The sequence below is a fragment of the Actinomadura chokoriensis genome (genome assembly GCF_041463665.1).
Classification (GTDB): domain Bacteria; phylum Actinomycetota; class Actinomycetes; order Streptosporangiales; family Streptosporangiaceae; genus Spirillospora; species Spirillospora chokoriensis_A.
Genome location: NZ_JAXCEJ010000043.1, coordinates 19,527 through 31,540, shown reverse-complemented (window position 1 = coordinate 31,540; position 12,014 = coordinate 19,527). Strand labels below are relative to the sequence as shown.

Genomic DNA, 12,014 nt, shown 5'->3' with positions numbered 1-12,014 from the left:
CACTGGCGGAAGAGATCCGGCGGATCCACGCCGGCCAGGACGGGACCTACGGGTCACCGCGGGTCACCGCCGAGCTGCGCGATACGGGCCGTCGGGTGAACCACAAGCGTGTCGAACGAGTGACGCGCGCGTTCGGGATCGTTGGCGTACACCTGCGCAAGAAGGTCCGCACCACCGTGCCTGAGCCCGCCCCGAGTACGTGCTCGACCTGTTCCACGACCTGCCCGGCCCCGGCCCCACCCGCCAGGCTGCGCCATCCCCGCGGGGCCTGGGTGATCAGGTCGTGGAACAGGTCACCGCGGGTCGGGCGTGAAGCAGTGCTTCAAGATCGTGGCTTCGCTGACGTCACCGTCGAGTTCGGCGACGATCCGGCCGCTGCGGAGAACGGTGATGCGGTCGCACACCTCGATGAGTTCCGGGAACTCGGACGAGATGAACAGGACCGCCTTGCCCTCGTCGGCCAGCTCCCGCATGATCTCGTAGATCTCCTGCTTTCCGTCCACGTCGACACCGTGGGTCGGCTCATCGAACAGGAAGACCTCGGCGCCGTGCTGGAGCCACTTGGCGAGGACGACCTTCTGCTGGTTGCCGCCGGACAGTGATCGCACCGCCTGTTCGACCGAGGCGGTTGCGATGTGGAGTCGCTCGACCATGTGCCGCGCGGCGACGCGCTCGGACCGGCGGGAGGGCAGGGCGAGCCGTGCGGTGCGGCGGTGCTTGTGCAGCGTCGCCAGCGTGACGTTGCTCCGCACCCCGAAATCCAGGACGTTGCCCTGGTGGCGGCGGTCCTCGGGGAGCAGCACGATGCCGCGCCGGAGCGCGCTGCGGAGTCGTCCGGGCCGTACGGCCCGTCCCCGGACGGACACGGTGCCGGCGCTGGGCCGGTCCACCCCGAAGATGATCCTCGCGAGTTCGGTGCGCCCGGCGCCGGCGAGCCCGGCGAGCCCGACGACCTCACCGGCGCGGATGGACAGGCTGACGTCCGTCAGTACGGGTGGCCGGCTGATGTGCTCGATACGGAGGACCTCCGCGCCGGCGGGCGCCGGCTGCGGGGGACGGCGACCGGGCCGCGCCTTCTCGGTGGGTCCGCTGATGGCCGTGATGAGCTGCCGGCGGTCGAGATCGGCGGTGGCGAACTCGTCCACGACGGTGCCGTCCCGCATGACGACAACGCGCTCGGTGAGGTCGAGGATCTCGTCGAGGCGGTGGGAGACGAAGACGGTCCCGACCCCGTCGTCGCGCAGGGCGCGGACGACTCGGAACAGGTGCCCGATCTCGGCGTTGCTCAGCGATGCCGTGGGCTCGTCCAGGACCACCAGGCGTGCTCGTGCGGCGAGGCCGCGGGCGAGCATCACGAGGCGCTGTTCGGCGATCGACAGCGAGCGCGTCGGCCGCCGCGGGTCGACGGCGATGTCGAGCCGGGCGAGTACCTTCGCGGCGTCCCGGTACATCTGGGACCAGTTCACCAGGGTCCGGCCCCGCGCCGGGAACCCGAGGCCCAGCAGCACGTTCTCCGCGACGGACAGGTCGGGGACCAGTGCGAGTTCCTGGTGGACGAAAGCCAGTCCGTGCCGGGCCGCATCGGTCGGCGAGCCGAGCTGAGCGGGCCGCCCGTCGATGTGGATCGTCCCCGCGTCGGGGCGCACCAGGCCGGCGAGGACCTTGATGAGGGTGCTCTTGCCGGCTCCGTTCTTTCCGACCAGACCGGTGATCTCGCCTGTCCGCAGCTCGAGATCCACATGCCGGATCGCCTGCACGCCCGGGTACGACTTGCGCAACCCGCGCAGCGACGCGAGTGCCGTGTCCGCCCCGGTCATGCCCGGGCCTGCCCGAGGCGGCTGAGCAGCATGGCGACGATCAGGACCGCGCCCTGCACGACATTGATGTACGCCGTCGACAGCTGGAGCATCTGCAGGCCGGTCAGGATGACCTGCAGGAACAGTGTCGCGACGACGGTGCCCGCCACGTTGAACTGGCCGGGCCGGAAGGACGTCGAGCCGAGGAAGGCGGCGGCGTACGCGGGCAGCAGGTACGGAATGCCGGCCTGCGGCGCCGAGGAGCCGGCCTGCGCGGTGATCAGGATGCCGGCGACGGCGGCGGCGACGGCGACGAGGACGAAGCCGAGCACGCGCAGCCGGCGCACCGCGATCCCGGAGAAGTACGCGGCGTCCGGGTTGCCGCCGATCGCGTGGAAGAAGCGGCCGATCTCGGTGTGCTGCAGCAGGAGCCAGACGAGTATCGCCGTCCCGGCGGCGATCCACACCTGCACGTTGATGCCCCAGAAGGGTGCCGACTGGCCCAGGCTCAAGTAGCTCTGGGCGACCCCCTCGTAGATGGTCTTCTGGTCGGTGAAGGCGAATTCGATGCCGACGAGGACCGTGCCCATGGCCAGGGTCGTGACGAACGACGAGGTGCCGAAGTACGCGACGATGACCCCGTTGAGCAGGCCGACGACGACGGCCACGCCGATCGCGATCGCGATCGCGAACTGCCAGGGCACGCCGTGCAGCGCCATCATCGTGACCGCCGCCGCGCCGCCGAGTCCGAGCATCGACCCGATCGACAGGTCGAAGTCACCGAGGACCAGCAGGATCGTCAGTCCGACCGCCAGGATCAGCGGAGCCGCCGACTGCAGCAGCATCGACCGCAGGTTGTCGGCGGTGAAGAAGGTGTCGGGACGGATCAGCGAGAAGGTCAGCACCGCGAGCGCGAACGCGATGAGCAGGCCCGTTCTGCCCAGCACGTGGCCGACCGATGGCGGGCGCCATCTGGTGTGACGGGTCCCGGGATCCGCCCCGCCGGGTTCCGGCGTGCCCGTCGGCGTTTCCACCAGGGCCGGCGGCGCGTGCCGCCCTGTTACTGCTTGCTCGTCCATCTGATCTCACTTCGGGGAGGCGGCCCGGCCGGGAACGCCGGCCGGGCCGCTGCGGCGAGGAGGGAAAGGGGGCGTCAGCTGCCCGCGCCGAACTCGTGCTTCCACTTGGCGGTGAAGAAGGTCTCGTAGTCCACCGGCGGCGGGACCAGCTGGCCGGCCGGGGGCAGGTTGTCCTTGGTGACCAGCGTCGACCGCCAGAAGTCCAGGCCCTCGCCGTAGTTGGGGCGCACATCCTTCGACATCGGGGTGTTGCGGGCCTTCAGCTCGGCGAGCTGGTCGATCGCGGTCCAGCTCGACCACTCGAGGGAGTTCTCGACCGCGGCGTCGACCTCTCCCTTGCGCATGAGATCGAGCGTCGGCCGGTTGGCGTAGAAGGTCGCCAGCAGCGGGCGGTCGGGGTACGCCTTGCCGGGGTAGCGCGCCTTGAGCGCCTGCGCGGCACCGAGCACCGCCGTCTCGAAGGTGATCCACACCGCGGAGGCGTCCGGGTGCTGGTTCAGCTGGGCGGCGATCTGCTGCTGCGTACCCTGCACCAGGTTTGTGGCGTCGGCGTCCTGCTGAGAGGCGATCTTGACGCCGGCCGCCTTCAGGGCGTCCACCCGTTCGACGCCCCAGCTCGCCGGGAAGCCCTGCACGATGGCTCCGCCGCTGCGCCCCTTCATCTGGCCCGCGACGTACGCCGCGAGCGCCGTGCCCATCTCACCGTCCGGCGGCACATAGCCGGCGGTGTACAGGTCGGCCTCGTCCAGGCTGCCGCCGCTGTAGACGGCCGGCACTCCCTCGCGCTTGGCGCGCTGCAGTGCGGTCGCGATGACGGTCTGCGGGATTCCGTCGTTGAGCAGCACGTCGATGTTCTGGTCGAGGAGCGTGTTGCCGCAGGCGGCCATCTTCGCCGGGTCGCCCTGGCCGTCGCACTGGATGACGGTCCAGCCGAGAATCTTCGCCGCCGCCACCGCCGACTCGTACATCCGCTGGTCGGCCGGCGACTGGGCGACGTACCGCAGGTATCCGATGGTGATCTTGGGAACCTTGGTCGGGGATCCCGCCTTCTTGGACGCGGCCACCGCCAGGGCTTCGAGCTCGCTCTTGCTCAGTGCCGGCGCGCTGGGCGTGCTGGGCGCGGACGCGCTCGGCGTCGATGTCGTTTCCGCCGAGTTGCCGCATGCCACGAGCGTCATCGCGGCCGCTGTGCCGAGCACGGCGGCTTTCAACCAGGTTGGCCTCATTGCGATACGTCTCCTTGTTCGGTCCGGGTCAGGCAGCGCGGGGGACGCGAGAGCGAGCGCTGGGCTCGGGGCCTCGGGGTGCTGAATGGGACGGACGGTGGCCGGTGCGCGGGTTTCGCGGGTCACGCCACCGTGTGTTCGCAGGGCCTTCCGCGCTGTGGTGCGCCGGCCGATCGGGGAGTATCTATGAGTATAGTTATAACCATCATCACGTCAATGGATGGCGCGATGTTACTCCGGGAGAGGTCGAACCGGAGGAGAGTGCCAGGCCGGGCACCGGCGGACGGCGGTGCCCGCGGGCCGGTGCGGGGCGGTGTGGTGCGGGGCGCGGCTCAGGCGTCCGCGGGAAGCCGGCGCGGACCCGGCGTGAAGCGCGCGGGGATGGACTGGAAGCCGACGTTGGTGCCCTGCTGCGGATAGCGGCGCAGGGCCTGCACGTCGATCGAGTAGTCCGGCATCCGCTCGAGGACCTGGCCGATCAGCGCGCGCGACATGGCACGTCCGAGGTGCGAGCCCGCGCACCGGTGCACCCCGACCCCGAACGATGTGTGCCGGTTCGGCCAGCGCTCGATGTCGATCTCGTCGGCGTTCTCGAAGGTGGATTCGTCGCGGTTGGCCGAGGCCCATGACAGCAGGACCCGGTCGCCCGTCCGCATGGGGCAGCCGTGGAAGTCGACGTCCCTGACGACGGTGCGGGCCAGGGCCTGCGTCGGCGCGAAGTACCGGAGGAACTCCTCCACGGCGCGTTCGAGCTTCTCCGGGTGGTCGATCAGCGTCCGGCGCACGTCCTGATGCTGGTACAGCCACACCAGTGCCTGGCCGACCAGCGAGGCCGTCGTTCCCGTGCCGCCCGCGACCAGCAGTTCCGTGATGGCGAACACCTCCTCGTCGGTGATCGGCCGGCCGTCGATCTCCTGCTGGACGAGGTAGGAGATGACGTCCTCGGTCGGCTCCCGGCGGCGGGCGGTGATGGTCTGCCGCATCCGCTCCGAGAGCTGCGGCATGTCCACCTCGACGGCGTGCTGGAACGCCGGTGTTCCGGGCAGGCCGTTCAGTGTGGTCCGGTGCAGGCGGGCGTACCGCGCCCAGTCCTCGGGGTCCAGGCCCAGCCAGTCGACGGTCACGATCGCCGGTACGCCGATGACGTCGACGAAGTCGCATTCGCCGCTTTCGATAACCTGGTCGATGAACCAGGTGGTGTAGTGGTCGATCATCTCCTGCATGCGCTTGACGGCGGCAGGCGCGGTGATCTGGTTGACGATCTTGCGGAACGTCCGGAACTCCGGAGGGTCCAGCTCAATGGGGATGTGCCGGTGCATCGGCGTCTTGGGGATCACGACGGCCAGTCCCTCGCCGCCGTGCGGCAGGCGCCGCGATGAGAAGGTCTCGTCGTCGCGCGCGGCGTCGAAGACGCTCGAGTAGTCCGAGAGCACCCAGTAGCCTCCGTGCGCCTCGGTCCAGGCGACGGGCGTCGACGTGCGGATGTCCCGGTAGGAGCCGACGGTGTCGTCCGCGTGGGTCTGCGAGTTGTGATCGAAGTCGATGGCGGGGCACCGGCGTGGCGACGACATGGACGGATCCTCCAAGGGGGTGGAACGATCGAAGTCAGTCTGATAATCGTTATACTAGATTCGCCGGTTGTCAACGACTGGCGCCCTGCTGTCGAGTGGAGGAACCATGAAGGTCAGAGTGGATCCGGAGGTCTGTCAGGGGCACGGCGTCTGTCACATGACGGCGCCCGACCTGTTCTTGCTGAGGGATGAGGACGGTCAAGCCTACGTCGAGCGCGAGGAGGTCCCGCCCGGGGAGGAGGGGCTGGCCCAGCTGGCCGCGGACAGCTGCCCGGAACGAGCGATCACGGTCGACTGAGCGCGGGTCGGCGCGGCGGCGTGCGAGCCGGGTCCGGTCACCGAGCCACCGGGCTCCGGGCCGTGCCATCGCACGCCATCGTGTTCCCGGCCTCGCGCGTTCAGGCGAACACGCGATCCCACGGGACGACCCGGTCGAGCACCTCGGGGAACTTGTGCTCGGCGTAGCGCACGTATTCGCCGATGTGATCGCGCATGCGTGACTCGGACTCGGCCGGATCGCCCGACCTGATGGCGTTGAGCACGTGCTCGTGCGCGGTGAGGATGGCCGTGCGCCGCGGGCGCGGGTAGTCGACGCCGACCAGCGTCCCGTCCATGATGTCCAGCAGTGAGTCGGCCAGGTAACCGAACAGCGGGTTGCCCGACGACCAGGCGATGATGTCGTGGAACCGCTTGTTCGCCTCAAGGAACACGTGCTGGTCGTCGAGGTGGTCGCGCATCTGCGTGATGGTGCCGTCGAGTCCGGCGAGCGACGCCTCGTCGATGCGCGTGGCCGCCAGCCCGCTGATCATCGGCTCGACCGCGGCGCGGACCTCAGCGATCGAACGGAACGGCGCCTGTTTCAGCTGCATCAGCAGGACGACCGTCCCGGCCAGGTGAGAGGCATCGGGATCGAGCAGAATCGGCCCGCCGCCCGGCCCGGGCTTCAGTGCGATCGCGCCCTGGAACTCGAGCAGGCGCAGTGCCTCGCGCAGCGTGCCGCGCCCGGTCCGGTACTTCTCCAGCATGACGCGCTCGGGCGGAAGCAGGTCGCCCGGGCTCACGTCCCCGCGCACGATGTCCCGGACGATTTGCTGCGCGATCAGCATCGCCGCCTTGGGCGGCCGGTGCGAGCCGTTCACCGGACGCCTCGCGGTCGGCCCGAACCGCCCGAACCTCTGACCGGCATCGCTCCTCCATCTCGCCGCAGGCCGCGGCATTCTCCGCGCGTGCCCGACACAGTTGACCGGATAGAAATTGATATGCAAGATTAGCATCAATTCAAACACGGTCCGCCAGCGGGCGCGAATCGGCTCCCCGAGCGCCGGGCGATGCGCCCGGGCGTGCTCCGTCCCGCCACCGCGCGTGATCACGCACCCATCAGCACGAGGAGACGCCCCTATGTCCGACGCAGTGATCGTCGAATCACGCGGACCCGCGGTCTGGATCAGGTTGAACCGCCCCGAGCGGCGCAACGCCTACGACGCCGAGATGGCCGGCGCGATCACCGCGGCCGTCGAGTCGGCGGACACCGCCCGCGCGGTGGTCATCACCGGGTCCGGCGGCAGCTTCTGCGCGGGCGGCTCGCTGCAGTCGCTCAGCACCCCGACGACGGCGCAGATGCGCGAGTTGTACCGGGCGTCCCTCCGCCTCTTCGACGCGATCCGGCAGTGTCCGCGCCCGGTCATCGCCGCCGTCGACGGGCCGGCCGCCGGTGGCGGCAATGAACTGGTGGTCGCCTGCGACCTGGCCCTGGCCGGCCGCTCGGCGACCTTCGGGCAGACCGGCCCGAGGGTCGGCAGCGCGCCGGTCACCGGCGCCACGAACGTCATGGGCGTGCAGATCGGCGAGAAGCGGGCCAAGGAGATCGCCATGCTGTGCCGCCGCTACACCGCGGCGGACGCCCTGCGCATGGGCCTGATCAACGCCGTTGTCGACGACGACGAGGTGGAGGCGGCGGCACAGCGGTGGGTCGAGGAGATCGCGCTGCTCAGCCCGCGCTATCTCGAGATCACCAAGGTGAGCTCGAACATCTGGTGGGACGCCGCGCGGGCGTCGTTCACCAACGGCGTCGGCATGCTCGTCCAGGCGGTCGGCAGCGCGGACATGGTCGAAGGAGCCTCGGCCTTTCTCGCCAAGCGCCCCCCGGTCTTCCCCGACCCGCAGTGACGGCCGGGCCGTCCGGTGGCCGGCTCAGACGCCGCGCCAGACCGGACGCCGCTTCTCGGCGAACGCCGAGGCGCCCTCCCGTGCGTCCGCGGAGGACCGTACCGGTTCGGTGATCTCGCGCTGCCGCACGAACTCCTCCGCCGTGGACCAGTCCCGCGCCGACGTGATCACCTGCTTGGTGGCCCGGACGGCGAGCGGCCCGTTCGCGGCGATCTCGTGGGCGAGACCGAGCGCCGCGTCGAGTGCGGTGCCGGCCGGCACCGTCTCGGCCACCAGGCCGGCCGCGTGCGCGTCGGCCGCCGGCACGTGCGCGCCGGTCAGCGCCCACCGCATCGCGAGGTGGTAGGGCACGCGCCGGGACAGCCGCATCAGCCCGCCGCCCCCGGCCACGAGTCCGCGGCGCACCTCCGGCAGGCCGAACGTGGCGTTCTCGGCCGCCACGATCAGGTCGCAGGCGAGCACGATCTCGAACCCGCCGGCCAGCGCGTATCCCTCGACGGCGGCGATCAGCGGCTTGGCGGGCGGCCGTTCGACGATGCCGGCGAAGCCGCGGTCGCCGATGGAGGGCCGCTCGCCGGCGAGGAACGCCTTGAGGTCCATGCCCGCGCAGAACGTGCCGCCGGCTCCGGTGAGCACTCCGGCGACGAGGTCGGCGGAGTCGTCGAGCAGGTCCATGGCGTCCGCGATCGCCTGCGCGGTCGCGGTGTCGATGGCGTTGCGGGCGTCCGGGCGATCGATGGTGACGGTCAGGACGCCGTCCGTGCGGTCGAGTTGGACGGTGGCGGACATGGCACCCCAAAGTGGTCGAGTGAGGTCGAGTGAGGTCGGGTGAGGGTGGGTGACGGTGGGTGGGGTCAGCGCGGCTGCATGCGGACCGCGCCGTCGAGACGGATCGTCTCTCCGTTGAGGTACGGGTTGTCGATGACGTGCTCGGCGAGCCGGGCGAACTCGTCGGCCCGCCCGAGCCGGGCGGGGTTGGGCACCTGGGCGCCCAGCCGGTCCTTGATCTCGTCGGAGAACCGGCTGAGGATCGGTGTGTCGAAGATGCCGGGCGCGATGGTGACGACCCGGATGCCGCGGGTGGCCAGGTCGCGGGCGGCGACCAGCGTCATGCCGACGATGCCGGCCTTGGCCGACGCGTACGGGATCTGCCCGATCTGGCCCTCGTACGCGGCGACGGAGGAGGTCAGCACGCAGACGCCGCGCTCCTCCCCGACCGGATCGGCCGCGGCCATCCGGGCGGCCGTCAGCCGCAGCACGTTGAACGAGCCGATGAGGTTGACCCGCACGATCGTCTCGTAGAGCTCCAGGTCGCCGGGTGACCCGTCCTTGCCGACGACCCGGACGGTGCCGCCCCGGCCGGCGCAGTGCACCAGTGCGCGCACCGGCCCGCGCTCCTCCGCGGCGTCGAGGGCGTTCCGCACCGTCTCGGGGTCGGTGACGTCGCCCGGGACGAACCGCGCGAGTGGGCCGAGTTCCGCGGCCACCGCGGCGCCGGCCGAGGTGGGCAGGTCGAGGATGACGACGGGTACGCCGCGCCCGATCAGCCGCCGCGTCGTCGCCAGTGCCAGGCCGGACGCGCCGCCGGTCACGAGGGCGCTGCCGCCGGTGAGGTCCATGTACTCGCTCCTTGGGGGACGGGCGCTAGCGCCGCAGTGATTCGAAGACGGTGGCGTTGGCCATGCCGCCCGCCTCGCACATGGTCTGCAGGCCGTACCGGCCGCCGACGTGTTCGAGGTGGGCGAGCAGGGTGGCGGCGAGGCGAACGCCCGACGCGCCGAGCGGATGGCCCAGCGCGATGGCGCCGCCCACCGGGTTGAGGCGGTCGTCGGGCACCGGGAACTCGGCCTGCCAGGCCAGCGGCACCGGGGCGAACGCCTCGTTCACCTCCACCGCCGCCAGGTCCGCGAGGCCCAGCCCGGAGCGGGCGAGCACCTTCGCGGTCGCCGGGATCGGGCCGGTCAGCATGAGGACCGGGTCGTCGCCGACCACGGCCGAGGCGACCACGCGGGCGCGCGGCCGCAGGCCCAGTGCGCGGGCGCGCGGCTCGCTCATGACGAGCATGGCGGCCGCGCCGTCGGTGAGCTGGGAGGAGTTGCCCGCGGTGATCTTCCAGTCCACGCCGGGGAAGTGGCTCGTCCACGGCTCCTTGGCGAACGCGGGCGCCAGCGCGGACAGGCGGTCCGGCGTGCTGCCCTCGCGGATCGTCTCGTCGGCGCGGACGGTGGTCTCGCCGGCCCGCACCGCGACCAGCTCGTCGTCGAACCGGCCCGCCGCGCGCGCCTGCGCGGCGCGCGCGTGCGATCGCGCCGAGTACTCGTCGAGCCGGGCGCGCGAGAGGTTCCACCGCTGCGCGACGAGCTCGGCGGCGACGCCCTGCGGGGGCAGGAGCGGGAAGCGCTCGGCGACCCCCTGCCCGTACGGGTCCTGGCCCATCCGCGCGGACCCCATCGGCACCCGGCTCATCGACTCGACGCCGGCGGCGATGACGACGTCGTACGCGCCGGCGAGCACGCCCTGCACGGCGAAGTCAATGGCCTGCTGGCCCGAGCCGCACTTCCGCTCGATCGTCGCCGACGGCACGTGCACGGGGAAGCCGGCCGCGAGCAGGGCCTGCCGGCCGGGCGTCGCCGACTGCTCACCCGCCTGGCCGACGCATCCCACCAGCACGTCCTCGACGGTGCCGGGGTCGATCCCGGTGCGCTCGACCAGTGCCCGCAGGACCTGCGCGAGCAGGTCGGCGGGATGCGCCCCGGCCAGCGCTCCGCCCTTCTTGCCACGTCCCATCGGGGACCGGACGGCTTCCACGATCACCGCTTCCGGCACAGCCCACCTCTCTCGTTATCTATATGTATGATTATCATGTAACCTGGCTTCAGGACAACGACGGACGTCACACTTGACGTTTGAATCTATGTTCACCAATATCATAGTTAGTCAATCGGAGGGATCCGCGTCAGTGATGAGTCGAGCGGGCGTATCGGGCGCCGCTGAGCAGAAGGCCGTCCGCGAACTCGCGGCGTCGGTCGCGCGGGAACGCTTTGCGCCGCACGCCGCCGAGTGGGATGCCGAGCGAACCTCCTTTCCGCACGAGGAGCGGCGCTTCCTGGGATCGCTCGGTTTCCTGGGCATCTCCCTTCCGGAGGAGTACGGCGGATCCGGGCGGCCGCTCGCCGATTCCCTGGTCGTCATCGAGGAACTCGCCAAGCACTGCCGCCCGGCGGCGTTCCAGGTCTTCGAGTCGAACACCGGCCCGGCCCAGGTGGTCAGCCTGCTGGGCTCGGACGATCAGAAGCGGGCACTGCTGCCCAAGGTCGTGTCCGGCGAGTCGACGATCGCCGTGGCGATCTCCGAGCCCGACGCCGGATCCGCGGCGACCGACATGACCACGCGCGCCGTGTACGCGGACGGCGCCTACACCCTGCGCGGCCGGAAGCGGTGGATCTCCAACGGCGGTGAGGCCGATCACTACCTCGTCTACTGCCGCCTGTCCGACGAGCCGGGGGCCAAGGGCCTGGGCGCGCTCCTCGTCGAGGCGGACCGCGCCGGCGTGAGCTTCGGCGCGCCGGAGCGGCTGATGGGCTTCCGCGGCATCCCGTCGGCCGACGTGATCTTCGATGACGTGGTCGTGCCGGAGCGGAACCTGCTGATCGGCGCCGGCGGCTTCCGCTCCCTGTTCACCGCGTTCTCGATCGAGCGCCTGGGCAACACCACGATGAGCCTGGCGATCGGCCAGGCGGCGCTGGACCGCACCCTGGACTATGTCCAGCATCGCACGCAGTTCGGCAAGCCGCTGATCGAGTTCCAGAGCATTCAGTTGACGGTCGCGGACATGATGCTGCAGGTCGAGGCCGCGAGGCTGCTGCTGCAGCGGGCCGCGGAGAACGCCGGGCACGGGCTGCCGAATCCGCTGGAGGTCTCCCTGGCCAAGTGCACCGCGAACGAGATGGCCAAGCGTGTGACGGACCTGGCCATGCAGTTGCACGGCGGGAACGGATACACCGAGGAGTACGGCATCGAGCGGCTGCACCGCGACGCGCACGGCTGGGCGCTCGCCGGCGGCACTCCGACGATGCAGCGCATCCGCATCGTCTCCGAACTGCTCGGACGGAACTTCGACCAGCGACGCTGACGGGCCCGCGCCCCGCGCCGGGCCGATGGCGGGGCAGCGGCGCA

General features: G+C 70.9%; 11 protein-coding genes and 1 pseudogene. 4 read left to right on the top strand and 8 right to left on the bottom strand.

Features of this window, described 5'->3' with window-relative positions; translation table 11 throughout:
- Positions 1–188 (top strand): annotated as a pseudogene (locus SM418_RS36855) (IS3 family transposase); the annotation flags it as partial.
- A gap of 105 nt (positions 189–293) precedes the next feature.
- Here SM418_RS36855 and SM418_RS36850 read toward each other — a convergent pair.
- The 4 genes from SM418_RS36850 to SM418_RS36835 form a co-directional block, all read right to left on the bottom strand.
- Positions 294–1,817 (bottom strand): sugar ABC transporter ATP-binding protein, encoded by a 1,524-nt coding sequence (locus tag SM418_RS36850; protein ID WP_371946250.1) that lies wholly within the window; start codon positions 1,815–1,817, stop codon positions 294–296.
- Positions 1,814–2,743 carry an ABC transporter permease gene (locus tag SM418_RS36845; protein ID WP_371946251.1) on the bottom strand — a complete coding sequence of 310 codons (930 nt, stop codon included), beginning with the start codon at positions 2,741–2,743 and terminating at the stop codon, positions 1,814–1,816. The genes SM418_RS36850 and SM418_RS36845 overlap by 4 nt, the downstream gene beginning before the upstream one ends.
- A gap of 206 nt (positions 2,744–2,949) precedes the next feature.
- Positions 2,950–4,101 (bottom strand): sugar ABC transporter substrate-binding protein, encoded by a 1,152-nt coding sequence (locus SM418_RS36840; protein ID WP_371946252.1) that lies wholly within the window; start codon positions 4,099–4,101, stop codon positions 2,950–2,952.
- 332 nt (positions 4,102–4,433) lie between these two features.
- Positions 4,434–5,672, bottom strand: a complete 1,239-nt coding sequence (locus tag SM418_RS36835) for a cytochrome P450 (RefSeq protein WP_371946253.1) — start codon at positions 5,670–5,672, stop codon at positions 4,434–4,436.
- 106 nt (positions 5,673–5,778) lie between these two features.
- Between SM418_RS36835 and SM418_RS36830 the strand changes: the two genes are divergently transcribed.
- Positions 5,779–5,970, top strand: coding sequence for a ferredoxin (locus SM418_RS36830; protein ID WP_371946254.1), 192 nt, complete (start codon positions 5,779–5,781; stop codon positions 5,968–5,970).
- A 100-nt stretch (positions 5,971–6,070) separates the two neighbouring features.
- Here SM418_RS36830 and SM418_RS36825 read toward each other — a convergent pair whose 3' ends face one another.
- Positions 6,071–6,811, bottom strand: a complete 741-nt coding sequence (locus SM418_RS36825; RefSeq protein WP_371946255.1) for a FadR/GntR family transcriptional regulator — start codon at positions 6,809–6,811, stop codon at positions 6,071–6,073.
- Positions 6,812–7,070: 259 nt separating this feature from the next.
- Between SM418_RS36825 and SM418_RS36820 the strand changes: the two genes are divergently transcribed.
- On the top strand, positions 7,071–7,838 hold the full coding sequence (locus SM418_RS36820; protein WP_371946256.1) for an enoyl-CoA hydratase/isomerase family protein: 768 nt from the start codon (positions 7,071–7,073) through the stop codon (positions 7,836–7,838).
- A gap of 24 nt (positions 7,839–7,862) precedes the next feature.
- Here the strand turns inward: SM418_RS36820 and SM418_RS36815 are convergent, their stop codons facing one another.
- From SM418_RS36815 to SM418_RS36805, 3 genes are all read right to left on the bottom strand, one after another.
- Positions 7,863–8,627, bottom strand: coding sequence for a crotonase/enoyl-CoA hydratase family protein (locus SM418_RS36815; RefSeq protein WP_371946257.1), 765 nt, complete (start codon positions 8,625–8,627; stop codon positions 7,863–7,865).
- 65 nt (positions 8,628–8,692) lie between these two features.
- A complete protein-coding gene (locus tag SM418_RS36810; protein ID WP_371946258.1) occupies positions 8,693–9,457 on the bottom strand; it encodes an SDR family NAD(P)-dependent oxidoreductase in 765 nt (254 codons plus the stop codon).
- Between the two features lie 25 nt (positions 9,458–9,482).
- Positions 9,483–10,664, bottom strand: a complete 1,182-nt coding sequence (locus tag SM418_RS36805; protein WP_371946259.1) for a thiolase family protein — start codon at positions 10,662–10,664, stop codon at positions 9,483–9,485.
- Positions 10,665–10,752: 88 nt separating this feature from the next.
- On the opposite strand from SM418_RS36805, the gene SM418_RS36800 reads away from it, so the two are divergent.
- Positions 10,753–11,970, top strand: coding sequence for an acyl-CoA dehydrogenase family protein (locus tag SM418_RS36800; RefSeq protein ID WP_371946260.1), 1,218 nt, complete (start codon positions 10,753–10,755; stop codon positions 11,968–11,970).
- Positions 11,971–12,014: the final 44 nt, after the last annotated feature.

Coding starts and splice junctions, on each gene's coding strand:
- SM418_RS36850 (WP_371946250.1), bottom strand. CDS start 1,817: ATGACCGGGGCGGACACGGCACTCGCGTCGCTGCGCGGGTTGCGCAAG.
- SM418_RS36840 (WP_371946252.1), bottom strand. CDS start 4,101: ATGAGGCCAACCTGGTTGAAAGCCGCCGTGCTCGGCACAGCGGCCGCG.
- SM418_RS36835 (WP_371946253.1), bottom strand. CDS start 5,672: ATGTCGTCGCCACGCCGGTGCCCCGCCATCGACTTCGATCACAACTCG.
- SM418_RS36830 (WP_371946254.1), top strand. CDS start 5,779: ATGAAGGTCAGAGTGGATCCGGAGGTCTGTCAGGGGCACGGCGTCTGT.
- SM418_RS36820 (WP_371946256.1), top strand. CDS start 7,071: ATGTCCGACGCAGTGATCGTCGAATCACGCGGACCCGCGGTCTGGATC.
- SM418_RS36815 (WP_371946257.1), bottom strand. CDS start 8,627: ATGTCCGCCACCGTCCAACTCGACCGCACGGACGGCGTCCTGACCGTC.
- SM418_RS36810 (WP_371946258.1), bottom strand. CDS start 9,457: ATGGACCTCACCGGCGGCAGCGCCCTCGTGACCGGCGGCGCGTCCGGC.
- SM418_RS36800 (WP_371946260.1), top strand. CDS start 10,753: ATGTTCACCAATATCATAGTTAGTCAATCGGAGGGATCCGCGTCAGTG.